At 74.6% G+C, this 23,940-nt stretch carries 28 protein-coding genes; 14 read left to right on the forward strand and 14 right to left on the reverse strand.

Annotation, left to right across the window (positions count from 1 at the left end):
* Positions 1–209: 209 nt before the first annotated feature.
* From ACZ7MY_RS37650 to ACZ7MY_RS37670, 5 genes are all read right to left on the reverse strand, one after another.
* Positions 210–1,586 carry a CoA transferase gene (locus ACZ7MY_RS37650; protein ID WP_499609380.1) on the reverse strand — a complete coding sequence of 459 codons (1,377 nt, stop codon included), beginning with the start codon at positions 1,584–1,586 and terminating at the stop codon, positions 210–212.
* Positions 1,587–1,615: 29 nt separating this feature from the next.
* Positions 1,616–1,900 carry an acyl-CoA thioesterase gene (locus ACZ7MY_RS37655; RefSeq protein ID WP_499609568.1) on the reverse strand — a complete coding sequence of 95 codons (285 nt, stop codon included), beginning with the start codon at positions 1,898–1,900 and terminating at the stop codon, positions 1,616–1,618.
* Complete coding sequence (locus ACZ7MY_RS37660; protein WP_499609382.1) at positions 1,815–2,540, reverse strand: acyl-CoA thioesterase; 726 nt, start codon at positions 2,538–2,540, stop codon at positions 1,815–1,817. The genes ACZ7MY_RS37655 and ACZ7MY_RS37660 overlap by 86 nt, the downstream gene beginning before the upstream one ends.
* Before the next feature lie 173 nt (positions 2,541–2,713).
* Positions 2,714–3,910, reverse strand: coding sequence for a hypothetical protein (locus ACZ7MY_RS37665; protein ID WP_499609384.1), 1,197 nt, complete (start codon positions 3,908–3,910; stop codon positions 2,714–2,716).
* A gap of 231 nt (positions 3,911–4,141) precedes the next feature.
* Positions 4,142–4,654, reverse strand: coding sequence for a 4-hydroxylaminobenzoate lyase (locus ACZ7MY_RS37670; RefSeq protein ID WP_499609387.1), 513 nt, complete (start codon positions 4,652–4,654; stop codon positions 4,142–4,144).
* 213 nt (positions 4,655–4,867) lie between these two features.
* On the opposite strand from ACZ7MY_RS37670, the gene ACZ7MY_RS37675 reads away from it, so the two are divergent.
* A complete protein-coding gene (locus ACZ7MY_RS37675; RefSeq protein ID WP_499609389.1) occupies positions 4,868–6,088 on the forward strand; it encodes a PP2C family protein-serine/threonine phosphatase in 1,221 nt (406 codons plus the stop codon).
* Between the two features lie 37 nt (positions 6,089–6,125).
* Here the strand turns inward: ACZ7MY_RS37675 and ACZ7MY_RS37680 are convergent, their stop codons facing one another.
* Positions 6,126–6,827: a nitroreductase family protein gene (locus ACZ7MY_RS37680; RefSeq protein WP_499609392.1), complete on the reverse strand. Its 702-nt coding sequence runs from the start codon at positions 6,825–6,827 to the stop codon at positions 6,126–6,128.
* Between the two features lie 112 nt (positions 6,828–6,939).
* Positions 6,940–7,602, reverse strand: a complete 663-nt coding sequence (locus ACZ7MY_RS37685; RefSeq protein WP_499609395.1) for a TetR/AcrR family transcriptional regulator — start codon at positions 7,600–7,602, stop codon at positions 6,940–6,942.
* Positions 7,603–7,869: 267 nt separating this feature from the next.
* Here ACZ7MY_RS37685 and ACZ7MY_RS37690 point away from each other — a divergent pair, with 267 nt between their 5' ends.
* Complete coding sequence (locus ACZ7MY_RS37690) at positions 7,870–8,748, forward strand: alpha/beta fold hydrolase (RefSeq protein ID WP_499609397.1); 879 nt, start codon at positions 7,870–7,872, stop codon at positions 8,746–8,748.
* Between the two features lie 45 nt (positions 8,749–8,793).
* Here the strand turns inward: ACZ7MY_RS37690 and ACZ7MY_RS37695 are convergent, their stop codons facing one another.
* Complete coding sequence (locus ACZ7MY_RS37695) at positions 8,794–10,026, reverse strand: FAD-dependent oxidoreductase (protein WP_499609400.1); 1,233 nt, start codon at positions 10,024–10,026, stop codon at positions 8,794–8,796.
* 121 nt (positions 10,027–10,147) lie between these two features.
* Between ACZ7MY_RS37695 and ACZ7MY_RS37700 the strand changes: the two genes are divergently transcribed.
* Positions 10,148–11,380: a cytochrome P450 family protein gene (locus ACZ7MY_RS37700; RefSeq protein ID WP_499609403.1), complete on the forward strand. Its 1,233-nt coding sequence runs from the start codon at positions 10,148–10,150 to the stop codon at positions 11,378–11,380.
* Between the two features lie 79 nt (positions 11,381–11,459).
* Here ACZ7MY_RS37700 and ACZ7MY_RS37705 read toward each other — a convergent pair whose 3' ends face one another.
* Both ACZ7MY_RS37705 and ACZ7MY_RS37710 read right to left on the reverse strand, forming a co-directional pair.
* Positions 11,460–11,930 (reverse strand): SPW repeat protein, encoded by a 471-nt coding sequence (locus ACZ7MY_RS37705; protein WP_499609406.1) that lies wholly within the window; start codon positions 11,928–11,930, stop codon positions 11,460–11,462.
* A 110-nt stretch (positions 11,931–12,040) separates the two neighbouring features.
* The gene (locus ACZ7MY_RS37710) at positions 12,041–12,397 is read right to left on the reverse strand and encodes a TraR/DksA C4-type zinc finger protein (RefSeq protein WP_499609409.1); all 357 of its coding nucleotides are present in this window, start codon (positions 12,395–12,397) and stop codon (positions 12,041–12,043) included.
* A 147-nt stretch (positions 12,398–12,544) separates the two neighbouring features.
* Between ACZ7MY_RS37710 and ACZ7MY_RS37715 the strand changes: the two genes are divergently transcribed.
* Positions 12,545–13,405, forward strand: coding sequence for a glycosyltransferase family 2 protein (locus tag ACZ7MY_RS37715; protein WP_499609412.1), 861 nt, complete (start codon positions 12,545–12,547; stop codon positions 13,403–13,405).
* An 18-nt stretch (positions 13,406–13,423) separates the two neighbouring features.
* On the opposite strand, the gene ACZ7MY_RS37720 is transcribed toward ACZ7MY_RS37715, so the two are convergent.
* Positions 13,424–13,813 (reverse strand): hypothetical protein, encoded by a 390-nt coding sequence (locus tag ACZ7MY_RS37720; protein WP_499609414.1) that lies wholly within the window; start codon positions 13,811–13,813, stop codon positions 13,424–13,426.
* The gene (locus ACZ7MY_RS37725; protein ID WP_499609416.1) at positions 13,810–14,094 is read right to left on the reverse strand and encodes a ribbon-helix-helix domain-containing protein; all 285 of its coding nucleotides are present in this window, start codon (positions 14,092–14,094) and stop codon (positions 13,810–13,812) included. The genes ACZ7MY_RS37720 and ACZ7MY_RS37725 overlap by 4 nt, the downstream gene beginning before the upstream one ends.
* Before the next feature lie 130 nt (positions 14,095–14,224).
* Between ACZ7MY_RS37725 and ACZ7MY_RS37730 the strand changes: the two genes are divergently transcribed.
* The 3 genes from ACZ7MY_RS37730 to ACZ7MY_RS37740 all read left to right on the forward strand — a co-directional run bounded on the left by ACZ7MY_RS37730 (position 14,225) and on the right by ACZ7MY_RS37740 (position 16,534).
* Positions 14,225–14,890: a maltokinase N-terminal cap-like domain-containing protein gene (locus ACZ7MY_RS37730; RefSeq protein ID WP_499609419.1), complete on the forward strand. Its 666-nt coding sequence runs from the start codon at positions 14,225–14,227 to the stop codon at positions 14,888–14,890.
* 316 nt (positions 14,891–15,206) lie between these two features.
* A complete protein-coding gene (locus ACZ7MY_RS37735) occupies positions 15,207–16,001 on the forward strand; it encodes an SDR family NAD(P)-dependent oxidoreductase (RefSeq protein ID WP_499609421.1) in 795 nt (264 codons plus the stop codon).
* A gap of 89 nt (positions 16,002–16,090) precedes the next feature.
* Complete coding sequence (locus ACZ7MY_RS37740) at positions 16,091–16,534, forward strand: GNAT family N-acetyltransferase (protein WP_499609570.1); 444 nt, start codon at positions 16,091–16,093, stop codon at positions 16,532–16,534.
* Positions 16,535–16,600: 66 nt separating this feature from the next.
* Here ACZ7MY_RS37740 and ACZ7MY_RS37745 read toward each other — a convergent pair whose 3' ends face one another.
* Positions 16,601–16,987 (reverse strand): Imm32 family immunity protein, encoded by a 387-nt coding sequence (locus ACZ7MY_RS37745; protein WP_499609424.1) that lies wholly within the window; start codon positions 16,985–16,987, stop codon positions 16,601–16,603.
* Between the two features lie 50 nt (positions 16,988–17,037).
* Positions 17,038–18,348, reverse strand: a complete 1,311-nt coding sequence (locus tag ACZ7MY_RS37750) for an amidohydrolase family protein (protein WP_499609426.1) — start codon at positions 18,346–18,348, stop codon at positions 17,038–17,040.
* Between the two features lie 99 nt (positions 18,349–18,447).
* Here ACZ7MY_RS37750 and ACZ7MY_RS37755 point away from each other — a divergent pair, with 99 nt between their 5' ends.
* From ACZ7MY_RS37755 to ACZ7MY_RS37785, 7 genes are all read left to right on the forward strand, one after another.
* Positions 18,448–19,206, forward strand: a complete 759-nt coding sequence (locus tag ACZ7MY_RS37755; RefSeq protein WP_499609429.1) for an IclR family transcriptional regulator — start codon at positions 18,448–18,450, stop codon at positions 19,204–19,206.
* Positions 19,203–20,153, forward strand: coding sequence for an ornithine cyclodeaminase family protein (locus ACZ7MY_RS37760; protein WP_499609431.1), 951 nt, complete (start codon positions 19,203–19,205; stop codon positions 20,151–20,153). The genes ACZ7MY_RS37755 and ACZ7MY_RS37760 overlap by 4 nt, the downstream gene beginning before the upstream one ends.
* 71 nt (positions 20,154–20,224) lie before the next feature.
* Positions 20,225–21,388, forward strand: a complete 1,164-nt coding sequence (locus tag ACZ7MY_RS37765) for a CaiB/BaiF CoA transferase family protein (RefSeq protein ID WP_499609433.1) — start codon at positions 20,225–20,227, stop codon at positions 21,386–21,388.
* 160 nt (positions 21,389–21,548) lie between these two features.
* On the forward strand, positions 21,549–21,860 hold the full coding sequence (locus ACZ7MY_RS37770; RefSeq protein WP_499609576.1) for a hypothetical protein: 312 nt from the start codon (positions 21,549–21,551) through the stop codon (positions 21,858–21,860).
* A 283-nt stretch (positions 21,861–22,143) separates the two neighbouring features.
* Positions 22,144–22,719 carry a hypothetical protein gene (locus ACZ7MY_RS37775; RefSeq protein ID WP_499609435.1) on the forward strand — a complete coding sequence of 192 codons (576 nt, stop codon included), beginning with the start codon at positions 22,144–22,146 and terminating at the stop codon, positions 22,717–22,719.
* 172 nt (positions 22,720–22,891) lie between these two features.
* Positions 22,892–23,323: a hypothetical protein gene (locus tag ACZ7MY_RS37780; RefSeq protein ID WP_499609437.1), complete on the forward strand. Its 432-nt coding sequence runs from the start codon at positions 22,892–22,894 to the stop codon at positions 23,321–23,323.
* Positions 23,324–23,397: 74 nt separating this feature from the next.
* Entirely contained in the window at positions 23,398–23,889 is a 492-nt protein-coding gene (locus ACZ7MY_RS37785) for a hypothetical protein (protein ID WP_499609440.1), read from the forward strand.
* The last annotated feature ends 51 nt before the right edge of the window (positions 23,890–23,940 follow it).

Raw genomic sequence — 23,940 nt, forward strand, 5'->3', positions numbered from 1 at the left:
GGTGACGTACTGCTGGTCGAGCCAGAAGGAGACGGCGTCCCCGAGCAGCAGGACGTCCAGCATGCCCAGGGCGGCGTCCGTCGAGCCGGTCCACGCCGCGAGGTCGTCCGCGAGGTACTCGGCCTGCTGGCTCGCACCGTAGGGGATCGGCCCGCGGCCCCACGCGGCGGACGGCCGGGGCCGGGGCCGGGCTCACGGACGGGGTCCGGTCAGGGCTGCCGCCAGACCGCGGGATCGGTGCCCCAGCGGCCCGGCGGGCGGCTCCAGTCCGCCGGGGCCCCGCCGTAGCCCAGCGGCGGCCGGGCGTGGACCAGGCGTCCGTACGCGGAGTCGACGGCGGAGAGCCAGGGGGCGGGGTCGTGGTCCTCGCCGGGAACGGCGTCACCGGGGCCGATGCCGTGGGTCAGCCAGGAGGCCGTGCCCGCCAGCGACAGCCTCAGCAGCCGGCCGCCGCCGTGCCGGCGGGAGTCGGTCAGGGCGCGCAGGACCGCCGCGGCCAGCAGGTAACCGGTGCCGTGGTCGAGGGCCTGAGCGGGGAGGACGCCGGGGCGGCCGTCCGGTCCGGCCTCGGCCGAGGCGATGCCGCAGCGCGCCTGTACGAGGCTGTCGAATCCGCGCCGCCCGGCCCACGGTCCGGAGCGCTCCCAGGCGCGGAGCTGCGCGACGACCAGTCCCGGGCGGCGCTCGCGCAGTGCCTCCGGCGCCAGTCCGTGGCGGTCCAGCGCGCCGGGGCGGTAGCCGGTCACGACCACGTCGGCGGTGGCGAGGAGTTCCTCGAGGACCGTGCGACCCGCCCCGGACAGGTCGAGCCGCGCCGACCGCTTGCCGAACCCGGTGTCGGCGTGGGCCCACTCGTCCTCCGGCAGGGACGGGCTGTCGACCCGCAGGACGTCCGCGCCGAGCAGCGCCAGCGTGCGCGTGGCGACCGGGCCGGCGATGACCCGTGTCAGGTCGAGCACGCGGACGCCCGCCGCGGGCAGCTCCGCCGGGGGCAGGGGGCGCACCGGGGCGTCGTCGGTCCGCTCGGCCTCCACGAGGGGCTGCGCGGCGGCGCCCGGCTCCTCCCGTACGGCGACGGCCAGCCCGCCCGCCGCGTAGACGGTCTCCTCGACCTCCGCCGCGGTGCGCCCGGCCAGTTCGGCCGCCAGCAGCCGCGACGTGACATCCGCGTCGCCGCCCTCACCCGCGTCGGGAATGCCGAGGGCGGCCGTCAACCGGGCGCGGTGGTGCGGGTAGTTGGCGTGGGTGCGCACCCACCCGTCCGCGGTCCGCCAGAAACCGGACAGCGGTGCGAAGGACGTGCCCGCCCGGCCGTCGATCCGCAGGTGCCGCTCGCTCACGAAGGCCGTGGCCACGGCCCCCTCGTCCACCCGCACCGAGGGCGGCGGCCCGCCGGAGCGCACGGCCAGCAGTTCGGCGGCGGCGAGGGAGCAGACCCCGACCGTGGCCCGGGCCAGGCGGCGGACCGGCAACCGCGCGGGCAGCACGCCGCGGGCCTCCCGGTACGTCACGTGGTGGGCCGGCTCGGGGGCGCCGCCGAGGGCTTGCCAGGCGTGCGCGGTCGGGCCGTCGGGGGACTGCGGCATGACGTCCTTCCTTCCTCGGGGGCGGCGGTTCAGCGGGGCGGGCGCCGCCGGTACAGGCCCTCCTGCACGACGGAGGCGACCAGACGGCCGTCCCTGGTGAAGAACTGGCCCCTGGCCAGACCCCGGGAGGACGCGTACGTCGGGCTCTCCATGGCGAACAGCAGCCACTCGTCGGCGCGGAACGGCCGGTGGAACCACACGGCGTGGTCGAGCGAGGCGGCCTGCCGCTCACCGGGGTGGTCGGCGTAGGGCAGGCCGGCCGTCGCAAGCAGCCGGATGTCGGAGATGTACGTCAGCGCGCAGGCGTGCAGCAGCGGCCCCCCCGGGCAGCGGGGCGCGGGTGCGCACCCACAGCTGCTGGCGCGGCCCCTGCCCGATGCCGGGCAGCCCCTTGACGGGGTCGCCCACGCAGCGCGACTCGAGGACGGCCTCGAAGACGGACACGCCCCGTCCCCGCCGCCCGGACTCCCACAGTTCGGGCAGCCCCTCGGGCCCGGGCGCGTCGGGTGCGTCCGCCTGGTGCTCGTCGCCGTCCTCGGGGCGGTGGAAGGAGGCGGAGAGGCTGAAGATGGCCTCGCCGTCCTGGATCGCGACCACCCGCCGGGTGGCGAAGGAGCGTCCGTCCCGGGTGCGGTCGACCTCGTAGACGATGGGGCGGTCGGTGCGGCCCGCGCGGATGAAGTAGCCGTGCAGCGAGTGGACGAGCAGGTCCAGGACGGGTGCGACGGGGGCCGCCGGAGCGGGGGCGGCCGCGCTCGCGGCGGGGGCGTTCGGGTCGGGCAACGTCGACCCCGCAGCGATCAGCGACTGCGCCGCGACCTGGCCGCCGAACGCCCGCAACGGCATCCCGGCGTGGCAGGAGCCGCGGTAGAGGTTCTCCTCCAGCCGCTCCAGGGCCAGCAGTTCCGTGAACGACGTGTCCGTCTGGGCGGGATCCGGGACGTTCCGCTGCATGGGTTCACCGCCAGGGTGCGTACGGCCGGGCGCCGACCGCTCGCCCACGTGTGTGCATGACACACATGGTAGGGCCGCCGACCTGCGCGGACCCGGCGGGGGTCGGGCCCCGGAACCGGGCACGAACACGTCCGGGCGCGTCGGAGGGTGGCGGCCCGCGACCCCTCGCGCGGTCAACGGCGTTCTGCGGACCAGCGGTTGAGGGTGGTGCCGTCGGAAGCCAGGGTGAGCCAGGTGCCGTCCCCGAGCGCGACGGGGTTGTCGCTCCTGGCCGTGGCCCCCTCCCCGCCGGGGTAGGCGACCGGGCCGAGCGGGCGCAGCGTGAGCGCGTCCAGCAGCCAGTGCCGCGCGGCCGCCACGTGGTGACGGGCATCGTAGGCAGCGGCGATCACGGTGTGCCCGTCGACGAAACCCGCGACGAAGTCCCAGGCCGGCTCGGGGCCTTCGCCGTCGTGGTCGTCATCGCCTTCGTGCTCACCCTGGACGCCCGCGAGGTCCGCGGCGTCCCGTTCCATCAGGACGCGGCCGTCCGTGAAACGGTGCAGCAGGAGCGGGTCGTGGCCGTGCGGGGTGCTCAGGAACGCGCCGCCGCCGGGATGGACGGCGACGGGGACGCGGAAGCCGTCGCCGACCTCCTGGACGGTGAGCGCCGAGCCGTCCCAGTGGCCGGCGTAGGCCGGGGAGCCGTCCTGGCCCTGGCCCGTGCCGAGGATCATCCGGGAGCCGTCGGGGTGCGGGAGTTGGTGGGAGCCCTGGGAGCCGCCCTCGACGCGTGCGAGGCCGAGCACGGTGCCGTCCGCGGCGTCCAGGACGACCCACTGCTCGTACGAGTCGGCGGCCGGGTCCCCGTGGTCGATGTCCGGGAGGACGTGCGCCCAGACGAGCCCGCCGTCCGCGCCGACCTGGACGGACCCCCGGGCGAGGCCGGGGCACGGCGGGGGGCCGTCGTGCCGGTGGGGTCCGTCGCCCCAGCAGCCGTGCCGGTACTCCCAGCGGGTACGGCCGTCGGCGTCCAGGGCCAGCACCGAACGCTGCCCGGAGAGGACGACGAGCGCGCCGTCGGCGCTCGCCGAGCTGGCGCTGTTGCGCCACCCGGGCCAGGGGTCGGCGACGGTGGCGAGCACCGCGGGCCGGCCGGCGAAGGCGGCCTCCAGGTCGACCAGCGCGATGGCGCCGTCCTGGTGCAGCAGCGCGTGGTGCGCGCCGCCGGGATGCCGCAGCAGCGCGTGGCCGGCGGTCACCGGCCGGGCGCCGGGCAGCCGGGCCGTGCCGACCCGACGCGCGGGGACGATCGGTTGACGGCCGGGCAGCGGGTGCCGCCGCGCGTCGTCGCCGGCGGACCGGCGACGAGGGGGTTCCACGGAGTCCACGCCCGCAGCCTAGGCCGTATCGTCACATGAGCCCCCCCAGCTGGCGCTGGGAGGTGCCCCGTCGCCCGGAGGGCGGGCCCAGCGGCTCCCCCGGCCTCCGCCGGGAGGTGCCCCCAGGTGCGGTGCATCGCAAGGCGGAGGATCGTGGGGCACCTCCCAGCGGAGCTGGGGAAGCCGTGGGGTGGGGGCACCCCCGGCCGAAGGTTGGGGGAGGGCATGTGACGATACGGCCTAGTCGCCGCCCGGCGCGCTGATGTCGTACGAGATGCGCCCGGCGGGCAGGTAGAACAGCGCGATGACGGCGCCGCCGCGGACCTCGGGGTAGTGGTGGCTGCCGGGGGCGGGGGCGGTCCAGCCCGGGCCCTGCCAGCCGCTGGGGCCGGCCAGTTGCGCCCTGGGGTCGACGGGGGCCACGAGGTTGATCTCGCCGTAGGGGTGGGCGTGGTACTGGCCCCGGTAGCGGGCCTCGGCGTTCATGTAGACCGACGTGATGCTGAAGTACCGCGTCTCGGCGGAGGGCGGCGCGATGAGGCTGCGCCGGTAGTCCGGGCCGTCCACTTCGACGTTCGCGGCCCAGCCCTCCTCGACGCCCAGCCTGGCCAGGCGCGAGAGGTGGCCGTAGAGCTCGCCGTGCGGACCGTGGGTCGCGTTCAGCCAGTCCTCGAGTTCCTTGCCCGGGGTCCGGTTCATGACCTCGTCCAGGAACGGGATGCTGCGTTCGATCAGCTCTCGCCGGTGGTCCATCGTCCGTCCTCCTCGGTGCCCGGGGTGACCGTCGTCCCCTCGAGGTCAGCCTGCCAGGCAGTTTCGTTATCGTCAACGACTGTAACGAAACCCACCATCGCGCCGGAATCCCCAGAACATCGGTTAACGTTACATGTCCTAAATGTAACGAAACGCCTGTCTGGGCCCGCTCTCCCGAAGCGAGGCGGCGGACCGGGCGAGGAGGTCAGGCCCGTGCACAAGCCCGTCCGGCGTGCGGCAGGTCCCGCACCCGCCGCATCCGTCCCGGTCGCCACGAGGGCGCCCCACGGCCACCGCGCCGGGCGCCCCGCGGCGCACCACGGGTGGAGGCCGTCCGGGACCTGGCGGGCGCTGCGGTTCTCCGAGCTGAGCGCCCCGGTCGCGCTCGTGCTGATCATCACGGGGATCGGTCTCGTCACGTCCACGGACGTGCACCTGGGGTCCCTGCTCATCGCCGCGCCCGCCCTGGCGGCGGCGATCTCGTCGGCGCGGGCCACCTGCGGGGTGGCCCTGCTGTCGCTGGCGGCGGCGGTGGTCTGCGACGTCCACGACGGCCTGCTCCGGTCCTCCGTCCTGCCGATACACCTCGCCGCCCTGCTGGTGGTCTCCGTCTTCCTCGTCGCCTTCTGCGGCACCCGCGACCGCAGCCGCCGCGAGGCGCGCCAGTTGCGGGCGATCTCCGAGGCCGCCCAGCACGTCGTCCTGCGGCCCCTCCCCCGGCGGATCGACGGCCTGAGGGTCGCCTCGGTGTACCGCGCGGCCGAGAGGATGGCCGAGGTCGGGGGCGACCTCTACGCCGCGGCTCGGACGCCGCACGGCGTCCGGCTCCTCATCGGCGACGTCAAGGGGAAGGGCCTGCGGGCGCTGGACGACGCGGCGGCGCTGCTCGGCGCCTTCCGTGAGGCGGCGCACCAGCACCGCACCCTGCCCGGCCTGGCCGCGGCCCTCGAGGCCAGCGTGCGACGGCACGTGGCCGAGGCGGCCGAGGCCGACGCGGACGCGCCCGAGCGGTTCGTCACCGCGCTCCTGGTGGAGTTCCCGGCCGGCGGCGGCCTCGTACGGACGGTCAGCTGCGGGCACCCCCCGCCCCTGCTGCTGCGGGACGGCCACGTCACCGCGCTCGCGGGACCGGCGCCGGCGCCGCCGCTCGGACTGGCCGGCCTCGACGCCGCCGCGTACCGGGAGGACTGCTTCCCGCTCGCCCCGCGCGACCTGCTCCTGCTCTACACCGACGGCCTCGCCGAGGCCCGGGACCGCTCGGGCGCCTTCTACCCCGTCCACTCCGTGGCCGACCGCGGCATCCCCCGGGACGCCGCCGGGTGCGAACCGGAGTCGCTGCTCGACGAGGTGCTGGCGGACCTGCTCCGCCACACGGACGGGCGGCTCAACGACGACGTGGCGCTGGTGGCGGTGCGGTGCCCGCCGGCCGCCTGACGTGCGACGGCGTCGGCCGGTGCCGCGGCGCGCCCGCTCAGGACGCAGGGGGGTCGGGTTCGATGCGGGCGCCGTCGGTGTCCGGCGGCCACAGGGGCTCGGGGACCCGGGCGCCGAACGAGGCGCCCCAGCGGTTGCGCGACGAGACCTCGTGGACGGGACGCCGGTTCGCCGCGACCCCCCAGCGGCCCAGCGGGTAGCCGAAGGCCAGCATGGCGATCATCCGCCAGCCGTCCCCGGCGGGAACGCCCAGCAGTTCGCACACGGTGCCGGCCTCGTAGCGCAGCACCGTGGTGAGCACCGCGCCGATGCCCTCGGCGCGCGCGGCCAGCATCGAACTCCAGATGGCCGGGTAGATGTTCGCGCCGCCGTGGTCGTCCACCGCGAAGACGAAGACCAGCAGGGGGATCTCTGTGAAGTGCTCGGTGAAGCGGTCCCCGGACTTCCTGATGCGCGCCAGGGACTCGGCGCGCTGCTCGGCGTCCTCGTGCGGCGACGCGCCGAGCAGGCCGGCCGCGATGTCGTCGTACTCCTGCCGCCGGCAGGAGGCGTAGAGCTCGGCGAGCCGGGCCTTGAGCGCGGGGTCGTCGACGGCGAGGAAGTGCCAGCGCTGGGTGTTGCCGCCGTTGGGCGCGCGGATCGCGGCGTCCAGGATCCGGCACTGGCTCTCCAGCGGGATGGGGTCCGGCTTCATACGGCGCATGATCCGGGTCGTGTAGAGCGCCTCGTGAACGTCCACCGGTCGGCTCCCAGGGCATGGGTGGCGGTTCCGTCGCAGGTACCCATCGTCACACGGACCCGCCGCCCGGCACGCCCCGAGCGCGGCCGGAGCGCGGCCGGAGCGCGGCCGGTCAGCCGGCGGGACGGGCGGCGACGGCGGGCCAGAGGGTGGCGACGACGCGGTCGGCCACGTCCGCGCCGGAACCGCCGGTGCGCAGGTAGTCGGCGAAGTAGCTGCCGAAGCAGAGCGTCACGACGGTGTCGAGGTCGACGTCCTCGCGCAGCTCACCGCGCTCGCGCAGCCGCAGCAGGGTCCGCGTCAGCTCCTCGCACCGGGGCCCCACCCCGTGCTCGCGCAGCTGTTCCAGCAGGCCGGGGGCGCGCTCGACCTCCGCCATGAAGTTGCCGTGCAGGGACATCGCACCCCTGTTGTGGTAGCGGGGGTCGAGGCGCCGCACGGCCTCCCGGAACGCCTCGACCCCGGGCAGCGCGTCCATGTCGACGTCCGGGTACGCCTCGCGCTGGGCGCGGAAGCCGTACGCGAGCGCGTCGACGACCAGGTCGTACTTGTTGGCCCAACGCCGGTACAGCGTGGGGCGGGTGACCCCGGCGTCGGCCACGATGTCCCCGATGGTCATCTGCGAGTAGCCGTCGGCGACCAGGCGCTTGCGGGTCGCCCGGATGATCGCCTCCTCGATCGCCGGATCCCGCGGCCGGCCACCGGCCCGCGCGCCGGCACCGCGGCCGGCCTCCCGCTCGTCCCCGGCGTTCCCGGCGCGGTCCTCGCCGCTCATCCGCGGTCCTCTCTGTGCCGGGACACGGGCCCCATGCCGATCGATAGCGGGCATTACATTACATAAGTGTAATGTAACGACCCCTCACTTCACCATGCGAACGGCCCGCGCACCAGGGTGCGGACCCCGGACGCCGCGGGCAGCATGAACCCGCCACTTGCCCGCGGGCACCCCGCGCACCGGGGGTGCCGCGCGGGGACGGCGCGGCTATCGTACCGACTGGACGGTATGAGCCGGTCCCCCGTCGCGAGCCCCCAGGAGCCCCGCATGCCCCGCGCGAAGTCCAACGGAATCGAGCTCGAGTACGACACCTTCGGCAGCCCCGGCGATCCGGCGCTGCTGCTCGTCATGGGCCTCGGTGCGCAGATGACCCTGTGGCGGCCGGAGTTCTGCGCCGCGCTCGCGGACCGCGGTTTCTTCGTCGTGCGCTACGACAACCGTGACGCGGGCCTGTCGACGGGGCTCGACGAGCACCCCGTCCCGGACATCGGCGCCGTGCTGTCGGGCGACCGCTCGGGCGTCCCCTACCTGCTGGCCGACATGGCCGACGACGCCGTCGGGCTGCTGGACGCGCTGGAGATCCCGGCGGCGCACGTCGTCGGCGCCTCGATGGGCGGCATGATCGCCCAGCAGCTGGTGATCGACCACCCCGGCCGGGTGCTGTCGCTGTGCTCGATCATGTCGACCACCGGCGACCGGTCGGTCGGCCGCGCCTCGGCGGAGGCCATCGCGGCGATGCCCGGCTCGAACGGCGTTCCCCTGACGCGTGAGGCCGTCATCGACGAGGGGGTGCGCCGGGCCGCCGTGATCGGCTCCCCCGGCTACCCGCAGTCCCCCGAGGAGCTGCGCGAGCGCGTGACGGCCGCGCACGACCGCGCGTACCGGCCGGAAGGCTACGTGCGCCAGTACGCCGCGATCCTCGCCTCCCCCGACCGCACCCCGGGCCTGCGGGCGGTGGCGGTGCCGACGGTGGTCGTGCACGGCGAGCAGGACCCCCTGGTCGACCACAGCGGCGGCCGGGCCACGGCGGCCGCGGTCACCGGCAGCGAACTGCTGCTGATCCCCGGCATGGGGCACGACCTGCCCGAAGAGGTGTGGCCGGCGGTCGTGGACGCGATCGCCCGCAACGCCGCCCGGGCCGCCTGACCCGCGGACGACACCACCGGCCGGCCCCCGGAGGCCGGCCGGTGCCTACCGCACGGACGCCGCCGGCGGGCGCTCGCGCAGGGCGCCGTAGCCGATGAAGTACGCGGGCACCCGCTTCAGCCAGGGCGTGGAGTTGAGCAGTCCGGCGAGCCTTCCCGCCCGGTCGGCGTCGCCGAGCGGGGAGCGGCCGGCCAGCACCGGGGCGATGAAGCGGCGGTGCGCCAGCCGCTGCAGGCCCTGGGTGGCGACCGTGGTCGGCCACCGCCGGAGCTGTACGGCGCGGACGTCGCGCAGCCCGACGCTGCCGCGGCGCAGCGGCTCGACGAGGTGCCGCGCGGTGGCGACGGCGTCCTCGACCGCGAGGTTGATGCCGATCCCGAACACGGGCGACATCGCGTGGGCGGCGTCGCCGATGCACAGCAGGCCCGGGCGGTGCCAGCGCTCCAGCCGGTCGCAGCGCACGTCGAGCAGCTTCACCTCGTCCCAGGAGCGCACCGCCCGTACGCGGTCGCCCAGCCACGGCACGGCCGCCGCGAAGGCGGCGAGGAACCGGTCGAGGCCCGCCGCCCGGAGGCCCGTGTCGCTCCCCTTGGGGATCAGCGCGGCGCACTGCCAGTACTCGCCGCGGTCGATCATCGCGGTGAGGAAGCGGTCACCGACCCCGGCCACCAGCCCCTGCGGGTCGTCGGGGTGCCGCGGCACCCGGAACCACCACGCGTCCATCGGGCAGCCGAACTCCCGCAGGCCCAGCTCCGGGCGGGACCGGGCGAGGGACCCGCGGCCGTCGCAGGCCACGGTCAGGGTGGCGCGCAGTTCGCCGGTGCGGCCGTCGGCGGCCCGGTAGCGCACGCCCGTGATCCGGCCGCGCTCCTCGATGAAGGAGGTCGCCTCGGTGCCCATCCGCAGGGTGAACGAGGGCTCGCGGGCCGCCTCGTCCGCCAGGAGGGCGAGCAGGTCCCACTGCGGCACCATCGCCACGTAGTTGTACGGGCCGCGCAGGGTGCCGACGTCGGAGACGGTGACCAGGGACCGGCCGGGACCGATCGGCAACTGGACGGTGGTCACGCGGCGTTGCGGCAGCGCCGCGAAGCGCTCCGCCAGGCCGAGCTCGTCCAGCAGGGTGAGGGTCGACGGGTGCACGGTGTCGCCCCGGAAGTCGCGCAGGAAGTCGCCGTGCTTCTCCAGCACCGTGACGTCCACCCCCGCCCTGGCCAGCAGCAGGGCGAGCACCATCCCCGCCGGACCGCCGCCCACCACGCAGCACGTCGTCCGCTCCATCTCCCCGCCCTCCGCCGCCGTCCCTGACCGCATCCCCGACCGGACACAACGGGACATATTATCCTTGAACGATGCACATTGGTGTTGCCGTCATGAGGTGCCACGCACTCCCGGAGGCCTGATGAGCCAGCAGCCGGTCACCCTTCCGTTCACCGATCCGGCCTTCGCCGCCGATCCCTTCCCCCTGTACCGGGAACTACGCCAGGAGGGCCCGGTACGCCGCGCGGTCATCCAGGGCGAGCTCGAGGCCTGGCTGGTCACCCGGTACGAGGACGGCCTGGCGGCCCTCACCGACCCGCGGCTGAGCAGCGACGTCCGGGACGCCGCCGACCCGCGGCTGATGGAGCGGCTGCCGACCACCGAGCGCGAGTCGATGATCCGCACGATGCTGCGCGCCGACCCGCCCGACCACACCCGGCTGCGCCGGCTGGTCTCCAAGGCGTTCACCGCCCGCCGCGTGGCCGAACTGGAGCCGCGCGTCCAGCGCATCGCCGACGAGCTCCTGGACGCGATCCTCCCGGCCGGACGGGCCGACCTCGTCGAGGACTTCGCGGTGCCGCTGCCCGTCACGGTCATCAGCGAACTGCTGGGCGTCCCCGTCTCCGACCGCTACGACTTCCAGCGGTGGACCGACGACATGGTCCTGCAGGGCCCCCAGCCCCCGGACCCGGCGAAGATCGAGGCCGCCTGGCAGCAGATGCACCGCTACCTCACCGCGCTGCTGGAGGCCAAGCGCGCGGACCCCGGGGACGACCTGCTCAGCGCGCTGATCGCGACCCACGACGACGAGCAGCGGCTGGACCGGCACGAACTCGTCTCGATGACGTTCCTGCTCCTGGTGGCCGGCTACATCACCACCGTCAACCTCATCGGGAACGGCATCGCCGCGCTGCTCACCCACCCCGACCAGCTGCGCATGCTGCGCGAGGACCCCGAGTTGCTGCCCGGCGCGATCGAGGAGTTCCTGCGCTGGGACGGACCGGTCAACCCCGGCATCGCGCGCTTCGCCCGCGAGGACCTGACCATCGCCGGGGTGGCGATCCCGCGCGGCGCGACCGTGGTGGTCGCCTCCGCCATCGCCGACCGCGACCCGGCACGCTTCGCCGACCCCGACCGCCTGGACGTCACACGGGCGGACAACGCCCACCTCGCCTTCGGCCACGGCATCCACTACTGCCTGGGCGCACCGCTGGCCCGGCTGGAGGGCAGGATCGCCGTCGGCAGCGTGCTGCGCCGGCTGCCGGGCCTCGCGCTCGCCGTGCCGGCCGAGGAGCTGCACTGGCGGCCCCGCGTGCTGCGCGGCCCCGCGCGGCTGCCCGTCACCTTCGGTCCCGCGGCGGGCGGGACGCCGTAGGCGGACCGCGTCGGAAAGCCGACCGCCGGGCGGGCGCACGAGGCGCTCGTCCGGCGGAACGGTTTCCGGCGGGAGCCGGTCAGATGCGCGAGCCTCCCGTGGGTCCCCTCATGTCGGTGGGGGTCCCACGACCCGTGGACGGCCGCATCGAGGCCGCCGCAAGGGCGAGCACCAGCGCGATGACGCCGACCACCACGTTGTTGATGATCGTGCGCGTCGTGGCGACGTTCCCGGCGATGCACCACGGCGAGATGATCGTCCACAGGCCGATGATGGCCGCGGCCCATGCCATGGAGTGCGTGCGCTCGAAGGCCCTGCCCACGCCGCCCATGAGCATGGCGTACGCGATGCCGGCGATCAGGGTGCCGACGGCTATCGTCGACAGTCCGTTGAAGCCCACGATCCAGGGGGACGCCGCCAGGTAGGTGCCGGTCACCAGGCCCATGGCCTCGATCGCCTGGCCCCGGTTGGTGGCGGTCGTCCTTTCGTACTCCGCGCGCAGCGCCAGCAGGTCGGGGTGCTGCTCGATACTCGGTCGCGTAGAGGCCATCTAAACCATCCCCACTCATTTCGGACGTTTCACCCCACACTTACCCACGCTGTGGCAGTCGAGACGTGGAGATTTCCGCGAGCCGTACCGGAGGGCCGGCACTGCCTTCCTCAGACCGCCCGTGCCGCCGAACAGTCGACGCACAACGTTGTCGTCGGCAGGGCCAGGAGGCGCTCCCGGCTGATCGGCTCGCCGCAGTTCACGCAGGGGTCGCAGGTCCCTTCGGTCACGCGGTGCAGTGCCTCTGAGACGCGCCGGATCCGGTCCGCGCACAGCGCGGCTTCGGCGTCCAGCCGCTCGCCCGCCGCCGCCCTCTCCGCGGCGTCGGCGGCGTCGAGGAGGCAGTCGGCGGCGAGGTCGGCCCGCGCGCGCTCGGTCCGGGCCAGGGCGTCACGCGCCTCCTGCAGCACGGCCGTCAGTTCGCACCGGATCCGCTGCCGGTCGTCGTCATGCAACGCGTCCCGCATCGCTCCTCCTGGGAATCCGGCCCGCCGGGGAATCGCCGGCGCCTGTCGGGTACCCGAGAAGGTGTGCCGTGAACGTGCGCGTCCCGCCGGTCGGGCACCGTGCACGGGAACCGGCGGTGACGTCCCAGGAGCGCGGAGGGAATCCACATGGGCGCGGACTGTCTCAGCACTGTCGTCACGATCACGCACAACCGGCGGACGGAACTCCTGGAGACGCTCGGCCGGCTGACGTCGCTCCCCGGACGGCCACCGGTGATCGTCGTCGACAACGCTTCGGAGGACGGCAGCGCCGACGCGGTGACACAGGGCTTCCCCCAGGTCCGGGTGGTGCGGGCCGGGGCCAACCTCGGCGCCTGCGGCCGCACACTGGGCGTGCGGCGGGCCCTCACGCCCTACGTCGCCTTCAGCGACGACGACTCGTGGTGGGAGCCCGGCGCCCTGTACACCGCCCGCGACCTCCTCGACCGCCATCCCCGGATGGGCCTGCCGGCCGCACGGACACGCGTCGGACAACGCGGTGCCCCCGATCCGCTCGACGACGTGCTGGCCGGGTCCCCGCTCGGGCGCGCCCCGGATCTTCCGGGCCCCCAGGTCATGGGCTTCCTTGCATGCGCCGCCGTCGCCCGCCGGGCCGCCTACCTCGACGCGGGCGGCTACCACCCACTGCTGTTCATCGGCGGCGAGGAAGTGCTCCTCGCCTATGACCTGGCGGCTTGCGGCTGCTCGTGCTGCTACTGCCCCGAGGTCCTGTCGGTGCACCAGCCGTCCCCCGGCCCGCGTCCGGGTCGGCGCACCGTCCAGCGCCGCAACGAGGTGCTCACCGCCTGGCTGCGCCGTCCCCTCACCCTGGCGCTGCGGCGCACGTGCACCCTGGCGGCGGACGCGGCGGACGACCCCGTGGCGCGAGACGCGCTGGCCGGCGTGCTCACCCGCCTGCCCGCCGCCCTGCGCGACCGCCGGAGCCTGCCCGCACCGGTGGAGGCCGCGGCCGCGCTCGTCGAGCGGTGACGAGGACCGGCAGCCGGATCAGAGGATCTGCTCGGTGTCGATCCGGGCGTCCACGCGCTTGTAGGCGTCGGGCTGCTGGGTGAGGACCGGCAGGCCGGTGGAGAGCGCGAGGTGCGCGGCATGGGCGGTGGCGATGTCCGTGGCGCGCTCGTGGGCGATCTGGGCCACGGACCAGCAGGTGGCCTCGCCGAGCGCCCGGAAGACGAAGCACGGCGCCGCCAGGGCGTCCTGGAGGCGTTCGTACACCTCGCCCAGGACCGACTCGGTCAGGCCCTGCGCGAAGGGGACCGCCGGGACGATCAGCGGCACCGCGGTCTGCGCCGAGCGGATGACCCGGGCCACCATGTACGGCCGCCCCAGGGCCAGGGCGCGGACGGCGGTGTGGTCGAGGATGTACCCGCCGCTCACGCCGCCTGACCCGGGTCGGCCGGAGGCGCGGTCTCGAAGCCGCGCCGCGTGTCGGCCGAGGCCACGGCCTCGAGCGCTGCCTCCCACTCGCCGGGGTGGTCCTGACGGGCCCGGGCGGCGAGCCAGTCGACGGCGCGCAGGGCGCGTTCGGTGCGCTGGAGCCGTTCGGTGACGGCCGCCTCGATGAACGCGGAACGGTTGCCGCCGGGGCCGCCGGCCAGCTTGTCGACCGCCGCGACGGTGTCCTCGTCGAGCGTGATGGTGACCTTCTGTTTCGCCATACGGTCACCTTACCGACGTATGGCCCCGGGGGCGCCGATCGTCACCCGGCCGGCCGGACGTCCGCGTGTCGGACCCGGATGGGACGATGTCCCCGCCGCACGTACGGACTCAGGGGAGGATCCACCGGCCATGTCGCTCATCCACCGCACGACTCTGACGCCCACCAAGCTGGAACTGCTCACCGACTGGCTCCCCCGGCAGCCCTGGTACGCGGGCGCCGGGCGGCGACCGGAGCTCGTGAGGGCGGGCGGCTTCCGCCTGGACGACCCCCTGGGCGAGGTCGGCGTGGAGTTCATGGTGGTCACCGACCAGGACGGCGCCGCCTACCACGTGCCCATGGCCTACCGCGGCGCGCCGCTCGCCGGGGCGGAGAGCGCGCTCATCGGGACCACGGAGCACGGGGTGCTGGGCAGGCGCTGGATCTACGACGGCGCGCACGACCGGGTCGTGGTGGCCCAGTTGACCGCCCTGGTGCGCGGTGAGGCCGAGGCCCAGGCCCAGAGCGTCAGCGACACGCCCGACCCGACCGTCGCCCGCCACTACGCGGGACCGGCGGACGCCGCCGTCTCCGGCGCTGCATCCGTCGCCGACGGCCCCGGGGCCACCACCGATGTCACCGTCGACGCGGGCCCGGCCGGCCGCCTGGTCCTCCGTCTGACGCGTGCCCTGCGGCCCGGCGCGGCCGACAGCGCAGCGGGCGACGTGCTGGGTCACGTCGAAGCAGGCTGGCAGCAGCAGGACGGCACCGGGGCCCGTGCGGTCTTCGCGAGCCTGCACAAGGACACCGAGGGCTGATCCGGGGGACGCGTACCGGCGAACCGGCCCGCGTGGGCGGCGCGTTCGGCGATCCCTGGTCCGTCGCGGCGGACGCAGGCGTGGGCGCGTCCGCCCGGCGCCCCGACTGCGCGGCCTCCCGCGCCGCGTTGAGGGCGGCGGCCGGCGCCGTCGCCGCGGTACGCGTCCTGCCGCAGCGCACGGGGTCCCCGGGGCACCGCCGGCGCGGAGCGGCGTCCCCGTCGTTCGCCGCGCGGCGGGACGGCGCCGGACGGAGACTGGGAGGAGCACGCGCGTGCTGCCGTGATCGTCGACCGGCTCGCCCCAGGGAGCGGACATGCGCATCGACCTCACCGGACGGACCGCCTTGGTGACGGCGTCGACGCAGGGCATCGGAGCGGCCATCGCCGCCGGGCTCGCGCGGGCGGGTGCCCGCGTCGGCGTGAACGGTCGCGACCCGGGGCGGGTGGAGCGGGCGCTCAAGGAGCTGCGGGACGAGGTGCCGGACGGCGATTTCGTCGCCGTCGGAGCCGACGTGGCCACCGAGGAGGGCGCCGAACGGGCCCGCGAGGCGGTGCCGGACGTCGACGTCCTCGTCAACAACCTCGGCGTCTACGGCGCCAGGGACGCCCTCGAGATCGACGACGCCGAATGGCGCCGGTACTTCGAGGTGAACGTCCTGTCCGCCGTCCGCCTCACCCGGATGTACATGCCGCGGATGCTGGAACGGGACTGGGGCCGCATCCAGTACGTCTCCAGCGAGTCCGGCGTGGCCATCCCCGTCGAGATGGTCCAGTACGGCATGACGAAGACGGCCATGCTCGCCCTCGGCCGCGGCTTCGCGAAGAAGGCCGCGGGATCGGGCGTCACGGTCAACTCGGTCCTGGTGGGCCCGACCCGCACCGCCGGGGTGGAGGAGTTCGTCCGGGGGCTGGTCGGCGACGAGTTGCCCTGGGAGGAGGCACAGCGCCTCTTCATGCGCGAGCACCGCCCGCAGTCGCTGCTGCAACGGCTCATCGAACCGGCGGAGATCGCCAACATGGTGGTGTACCTCAGCTCCGACCTCGCCTCGGCCACGACCGGCGGCGCGCTGCGCGTCGACGGCGGCTGCGTGGACGCCATCGTCACCTGAAGCGCCGTCGTCGGAGCGGGGCGGGGCCCCGTGCACGGCGCAGGGCACGCGCACGGCACACTGGCCTCGTGATCACGGTGGACTGGGACATGCGGCCGGCTGCGGCGACGGACGTCGAGGCGGTCGCGGAACTGCGCGCCGTGGTGCTGCGACCCGACCTGGAACGGCTCGGGCGTTACGACGAGCGGCGCGTGCGGCAGCGCCTGCGCGACGCCTTCGTACCGGAGCACACCTGGGTCGTCGACGTGGGCGGCGCCTTCGCCGGCTGCGTCGCCCTGCGGCCCGCCGACGACGCGCACTGGCTGGAGCACTTCTACCTGGCCCCGCACCTGCAGGGCGGCGGCATCGGCACGGCCGTACTGCGGACGCTGCTGGAGCGGTGCGACCGCGACGGCGTCCCCGTCCGGCTGAACGTGCTGCGCGGCAGCTCGGCGCGCAGGCTGTACGAGCGGCACGGGTTCACCGTCGACGCCGAGGACCCGGTCGACGTGTTCATGGTGCGCGAGCCCGGCACGCTCCTGTACGGCGGTTGATCCCCGGGGGCGGCCCGGCGGTCCGTCCGCTCAGGCGCGGCGACGCGGATGCCGGCCCGGGCCCGGTCACCTGGCCGGCATGCCGCCGTGGGGGCTGTTCACCACCAGGGACAGCGATCCCTCAACCAGGTAGGGGTGGTCGGGGAAGTGGTCGACGTGGAGGTGACCGCCGTCCGTCGCGTCGGCCATCGCGTGCAGTTCGTCCGCGAGGATGGCCCTCGCACCGGGGTCACCGCTGATCACGAGGACGCGCCGCGCGGCATCGACCCCGATCCGCACCCCCGGACCGGCCGCCGTCCGCACGTCGACCCCGGCCAGGTACTCGCCGCCCGCCGGCGCCAATGCCCCGATGAAGCCGTCGCCCGCGGCCACCGCGTCCGCCAGGGCCGCCAACTCCCGCGCCGGCGCCGCGAGATCCACCCCGCCGTACACGGCATCGACGGTCAGTCGCACGTGTCGCACTCCTCCGGACCCGTCCGGCGAGCCCGATTCCCGGGCCGGATTCACCGACCGTCCTCGAACTCTGCGCGGGGGAAGCGGTGTCCGCGCTTGACGGTCAGGGTGACGCTGCGCAGGTGGGCGATGTCGCGCAGCGGATCCTCGTCCAGGACGACGAAGTTGGCCAGCTTGCCGGGTTCGACGGTGCCCATGGTGGCCTCGGTGCCGGCGGCGCGGGCGCCGATGAGCGTGGCCGAGCGGAGGACGTCGGCGGTGGGGATGCCGCAGCGCCGGACGAGGAAGGCGAGTTCGTCGTGGAGGGCGGGGAAGGGGGCGCCGGGGGCGGTCTCGTGGTCGGTGCCGGTGGAGACGGCGACGCCGGCCCGGTGGGCCTGGGCGGTGACGGCGGCGGCGAGTTCGCTGTTGGCGCGGGCGCGGGCGGCGTCCTCGGGGCCCTCGCCGGCGAGTTCGTCGCTCTCCCACATGGCGGCGGTGGCGTCCAGGACGGTGCCCCGCGCGCGCATGAGGGCGAAGAGCCGCTCCAGGTGCGGGTCGTCCCCGGCGGCGAACCGGGCGTGGTCCACGGCGGGTTTGGTCCTGTAACTGGTGAGCCCGTCCCGGCTGCCCTCGAAGGCGAGCAGGGTGGCGTGGGAGACGGTGTCGACGCCGGCTGCGACGACCTGGCCCGGGGTCGCGGGGAACACGGTGGCGTGGGCCCAGACGGGGATGCCCTGGCGGTGGGCCTCGGCGGTGACGGCCGCGACCAGGTCCGCGTCCAGGTCCGCGTAGACCTTGATGGCGGCGGCGTACGTGCCGCGCGCCAGGGCGACGGCCAGGGGCAGGTCGGTCGCGGCGGTGACGGCCTGCATCCAGGGCACGTCGCCGGGCACGGCGCCCTGGGAGACCTGATGGGTGCGCGGGTCGTCGAAGAAGCCGGGGCCGGCCATCAGGGCGGCGTAGCGGATGTCGGGGCCGGGGATCTCGCCGACGAGGGTGGCGCGGGCGAGGTCGCCGATCTGCCGCAGGTCGTCGGCCATGTCCCGGACGGCGGTGATGCCGCTGTACACGTGGCGGCGCAGTGCCGACTCGGCCGCGGAGCGGTCGGGCGGGGTGGCCAGGTGCTGGTGGGTGTCGATCAGGCCGGGGACGACGAATCGTCCGCCGAGGTCGAACACCTCGGCGTCGGCGGGGAGCCGGGAGGCGAGGCCCGTGTCGGGCGCGACCGCGCGGATCGTCTCGCCGTCGGTGACGATCGTGGTCGCGGGCCGGGGCGGGCTGCCGGTGCCGTCGAAGAGGGTCGCGCCGCGGTAGACCGCGGTCGTGCCCGCGGCGGGCGCCGCGTGGGGAGTGGGGGCGCCCTGGGACCGGTCGGCCATGCTCACCTCGACTGTTGCAGCCTGCGTGACATCTGTATCGTCTGCCGAAACGGTCGGTACTGTACTCCAGCCGCCGCAGGACGAGGAGGAGTGCCCGCGATGTCCGAGGCCCCGCGCACCGCGGTGGACAAGGCGCTCGACCTGGTCGAGGCCGTCACCCGCGCGCCGCGTCCCGTCCGACTGACGGACCTGGCGGTCGAGGTCGGCCTGCACCGGGCGACGGCGTACCGGATCCTGCTGGACCTGGTGCGCAGGGGCTGGGTGCTGCGGGCGGGCGACCGCTACCTGCCCGGTACCGCCGTGCTGCGGATGTCGGCGGCCGCGGCGGGGAACTCGCTGACCGCCCTGGCCAAGCCGGTGCTGCGGGAACTGTCCGACGCCACGGGGATGATGGTCAACCTTCAGGTCCTGGAGGCCGACCGGTCCCGGGTGGTCGACGTCGTCCGGCCGGAACGGCTGGCGGTGATCAGCCACTTGCTGGGCGAGGCGCTGCCCGTGCACCGTTTCGCCGGGCCGCTGGCGCTGGTCGCGGCGCTCGAACCGGCGGCCCGCGCACCCTACCTGCGTCCCGCCGAGGCCGACGGGCATGCGCTGGACGGGGAGGCGGGGCTGCTGGCGGACATCGCCCGGACGGAGCGGACCGGGGTCGCCGTGGAGCGCGGGCGCAACGAGAGGCTGATCGCCTCGGTCAGCCGCGCGGTGGCACCCGGCCCCGGCGCCCCCGTCTGCGCGCTGACCGTCGTCGGGCCGGACGCGGAGTTCGACGGGGCCCGGCTGCCCGCCCTGGAGCGCGCGCTGCGCGACGCCGCCGACGAACTCCTGCGGGTGCTGACCGGCCCTCAGGGAGGCACGGCGTGAGGGGTGTCCTCGTCCTGGACCGCGCGCAGACCCGGGCCGCGCTCGACACGCGCCGTGTCGTCGACGCCGTGGCCGGGGCCCTCGTCGCGATCAGCCGCGGCGAGGTGTCGGCTCCGCCACGGATCGCCGCGCGCACCCCGGCGGGGCTGCTGGGCGCGATGCCGGGCCATGTGCCGGGGCTGGGCCTGGCGGCGAAGCTCGTGTCGGTGTTCGGCGACCCGGCGCGGCCCGGGCGCGGTGCGCACCGGGGCGTGGTCGCGTTCTTCGACGAGCACGACGGACGTCCCCTGGCCCTGATGGACGCCGAGTCGCTGACGGCGGTGCGCACCGCCGCCGCGGCGACGCTCGGCGCGCGCGTGCTGGCCCGCCCCGGGGCGGTGCGCCACACCGTGGTGGGCACCGGGGCCCAGGCGCGCGCCCAGATCGGCCTGCTGGCGGAACTCCACCCCGGCGCGGAGGTCGTCGTCGCCGGCCGCGATCCGCGGGCCGTGCGCGAGGCCGCGGCCCGCCATCCGGGGGCGCGTGCGGCGGAGGACGTCGAGGAGGCGGTGCGCGGGGCCGACGTCGTCTTCTGCTGCACCGGGGCGACGCGTCCGGTCGTACGCCGCTCGTGGCTGGCACCGGGCACGCACGTGAGCTCGGTCGGCGGATCCCACGGGCCCGAGATCGACGCGGACACCGTACGGGACGCCGCCCTGTTCGCCGAGTGGCAGGGCGCCGCGGGCTCCCCACCCCCGGCCGGGGCCCACGAACTGCAGGGCCTCTCCCCCGGCCGGGACGTCGTCCTGCTCGGCTCGGTGCTCGCGGGCGACCACCCCGGGCGCGGCGAGGGGGACGGGCTGACCCTCTTCAAGTCCACCGGGCACGCGGCGCTGGACGTGGCCGCCGCCCACGTCGTCCACGCCGTGGCCCGCGCGGAGGGACTGGGCACGACCGTGGACCTCTGACCGTTCCCGACCGCACGCAGACCAGGAGCGCGACCTTGCAGCAGTCACGGCAGCAGTCTCAGCACCGGGCAGTGCGGCAGCCACTGGACGGTGTCACCGTCGTCTCCCTGGAGCAGGCCGTCGCCGCTCCGTTCGCGACCCGCCAACTCGCGGACCTGGGCGCCCGGGTGATCAAGGTGGAACGGCCGGGCGGCGACTTCGCACGGGACTACGACAGGGCGGCCCGGGGGCAGTCGGCGTACTTCGTCTGGTGCAACCGCGGCAAGGAGAGCGTGGTCCTGGACCTCAAGCAGGACGCCGACCGGGCGCTGCTGGACCGGATCCTGGCCGGGGCCGACGTCTTCGTGCAGAACCTCGCCCCCGGCGCCGCGGGCCGCCTGGGCCTGGGCGCGGAGGCACTGCGCGCACGGCATCCACGGCTGATCTGGTGCGGTGTCTCCGGCTACGGCGACCACGGACCCTACGCGGCGAAGAAGGCGTTCGACCTGCTGGTGCAGTGCGAGTCGGGGCTGGTGTCGCTGACGGGTACGCCGGACAGCCCCGCGCGGGCGGGCGTCTCCATCGCCGACGTCGCCGCCGGGATGTACGCGTACACCGGCGTCCTGACCGCCCTGTACGAACGCGAACGCACCGGCGAGGGCAGCGCCTTCGACGTGGCGATGCTCGACGCACTCGGCGAGTGGCTGGGGCAGCCGCTCTTCCACGGCCTGTACGGGAGCGCGCCGCTGGGCCGCAGCGGTGCCCGGCACCCGTCGATCTCGCCGTACGGCCACTACCGGGCGGGCGACGGCGCGGAGGTCTTCGTCTGCGTGCAGAGCGACCGGGACTGGGTCGCGCTGTGCGAGAAGGTGCTGGAGCGGCCCGAACTCGTCCGCGATGCGCGGTTCGCGGACAATCCGCTGCGCCACGCCCACGACGACGAGTTGACCGCGATCCTCGAGGAGCACTTCGCCGCCTTCCCGGCGGACGAACTCCTGGAGCGGCTGGACGGCGCCGGGATCGCCAACGCAAGGCTCCGGTCGGTCCCGGAGTTCGCGGCCCACCCCCAACTGGAGGCCCGCGACCGCTGGCGGGAGTTCGCCACGCCGTCCGGCCCGCTGCGCGGACTGCTCCCACCGGTGACGGTACGCGGTCGCGAGGCCCTGATGGGGGCGGTGCCGGCCCTGGGCGAGCACACCGACGCCGTCCGCGCGGAGTTCTCCGCCGCGCCGGAAGGGACGGAGGTAGGCCAGTGAGCGACCACGCGGCCACCTGCCCGGGGCCGGGCACCGGGAGGTCTTCTCTGCGAGGCCGCGGCACGTAGGGGCGGACGCGGTCCCGTTCGACCCGGAGGGCCCAGTCCGCTGCGGCCGCCGAACCGGGGGCTTTGTCGGTGCCGGATGTCACGATCGACGGGTGACGGACACCGACTTCGACTGGCGGTCCTTCCTCGCGCGCTGGAGCGTGGAGTGGGCCGATGCCCAGGATCCCGACGCGTCTCCCTCCGAGGACGAGGCGCGGGCCCTGCGCGAACGCCGGCTGGGCTTCGCCCCCGCGAGCCCGGAGCGCATGGCGGAGGCCGAGCGCCGGCTTGGGCACCGGCTGCCGCGCTTCGCGCTGACCCGGGGACGTCTGCACACCTTCCGTACCCGGTCGTGGACGCGCCCGCCCGCTCCGGGCGAGACGTACCTGACCGTCTCCGTGACCGCTCACCGGAGCGGGGAATGAGCGACACGGCGTCACGCGACACTCGTCCGGTGGATTGGTTCGAGCAGGCCAAGGCAGCTGAAGAGCGCCGGGATCGGGATGCGGCCCTCGCGTTGGTCGGGGCCCACGCCGAGTGCTGCTCCCCCGACCCGTACAGGCACAACTCCCATCTGTGGCCCATGGATCTGCTGCTCCGTGCGGGACGGCTCCCGCAACTCGCCGAGCTCGCCCGCACGGACGTCCACGCACGGCGGAAACTCGGCGCATCGCTTCGCGAGCGCGGGATGTCTCTGGAGGGGCGATCGTGGTGATCAAAAGCGAAGTCGATTCCGGAGTCGCCGAACGGGACGAGTGGTCCTACACGCCGGCTGTCGGCGTCGGACCGCTCCGGTTCGGCATGAGCGTCGACGAAGTGGTCGCGGCAGCTGAGGATTTCGGCCGGACGAGGGTCGGCGAGTGCACACGGGACCACCCCGTCTTCGCGCCGACGTGGAAGGTCGAGGTCCACCGTCCCGGCGTGGGTGCTCCTCAGCCGGCCGTCACAGCCTATGTGAGCCAAGCCGTGGGGCTGTTCTGCGTCGCTTCCGACGCCGTGAACGGCCCCCAGGTCGCGTACGAGGGAATCCCGCTGGTCGGGAGGGATCTGGCGGAGCTGACGAGCGACGCGATCGCGTACGCCGAGGCAAGGGACACGGGCTTGCGGTACACGCCGGAGGGCTGCGCGCTACCGGATGTCCCCGGGGTCGTCCTGCGCGCACAACGGGTCGGGGCGGTCCTCCGGTCACGTCAGTTGTTCATGGTGACGCGCGACGGCGCGTACACGGAATGGGATTCGCTGCCCTCCGAGGAGCACCGCGTCAACGGTCGGTCCACGACCTGACGTGGTGTTCCGACGGCGAGTCGCCGGAGTGGGGAACGAAGCACGGCCCCGGGGGCTCGGCCTCGCCGCTCACCGGCCAGTCGCGTCGCGCATGGACCAGGACGTGATCCGGCGGGCACGGTACGGCGGTGCCGGCATCGGAAGTGGATCAGGCGCCGCATAGGGTGTCGACATGTCACTGAGCCGCATAGTCCTCTTCTCGGGTCGGTCGATCGAGCTCACCGAGTTGCGGATGGTGTCGACCTACCACGGGTTGCTGGAGGGCTACCCGTGCAAGCGCATCAACGACATGCGGGTCAGTGGTTTGCAGCGGATGGCCGAACGCACTTTTCCTACGACGCCGGTCCATCTCGTCCCGCCCTCCCGCGAGTACCCGGACCAGACGGCCGGCGCCTTCGGCCCCGTTGAGGTACTGCCTCCGGTGGCGTGCACGGGGACCTTCGGCTCGACGGCGGTGGCGCCTGAACTCGACCCGGTGCTGCACCGCTCCGCTCTCACCGTGATCTGGTTCCAGTCCCTCCCGGATGTCCCGTCAGGTGAGAATGCCGGTCCCGCGCTCCGCGGCGTTCACTGGGAGGAGCTGGCCCAGGACTACGAGCTCTGATCACGAGCGGATCGGCCGCCCGGGGGACGGGGCAGGTGGGCCGGTCACGTGTGCGGCCTGGAATCCTCGTGCGTATGAGCGAGACGAGCGAGCGCCAGGATGTCCCGAGGGACCGTTGGGTCTTCGGTCTGGAAGAGATACCGGCCACCGACCGGGGCGAGGACGGGACGTTCCATCGTGTCGCCGGTGCCTTCGGCACCACCGTCATCAGCGCTCCCGACGGCGCGCCTCGGGAACTTGTCTGGGCGGCGGAGGAGATCGTCTCCCAATGCGGGCCGGACTGGGCGGTGCCCTCCGTCCTCCTGCAGTGGCTCAGGATCGAAGCCGGCGAGGAACTCCGGCTGGGGGTGGAAAGCTGCCGGCTGGAGCGCGTCTCCGAGGATCAGGTTCGCCTGCACGCCCACTACAAACAGTGGGAAGACCTGGTCGTCCCCCTTGCGGACGTTCGCCGCATGCTGATCGACATGATGACCTTCCTCCACACGGAGGCCCGTCACCCGCTGCCGAGCTGGCGCATCCGGCGCCTCGGGGAACGGGACTGGACACGGAAGCGCAACCCCCGTTAGCCGGGTGTCCGCCGGTCACGAACGAGAACGCCGCGCCGTAGACAGTGTCTA

Source organism: Streptomyces sp. NPDC111520, assembly GCF_055635295.1.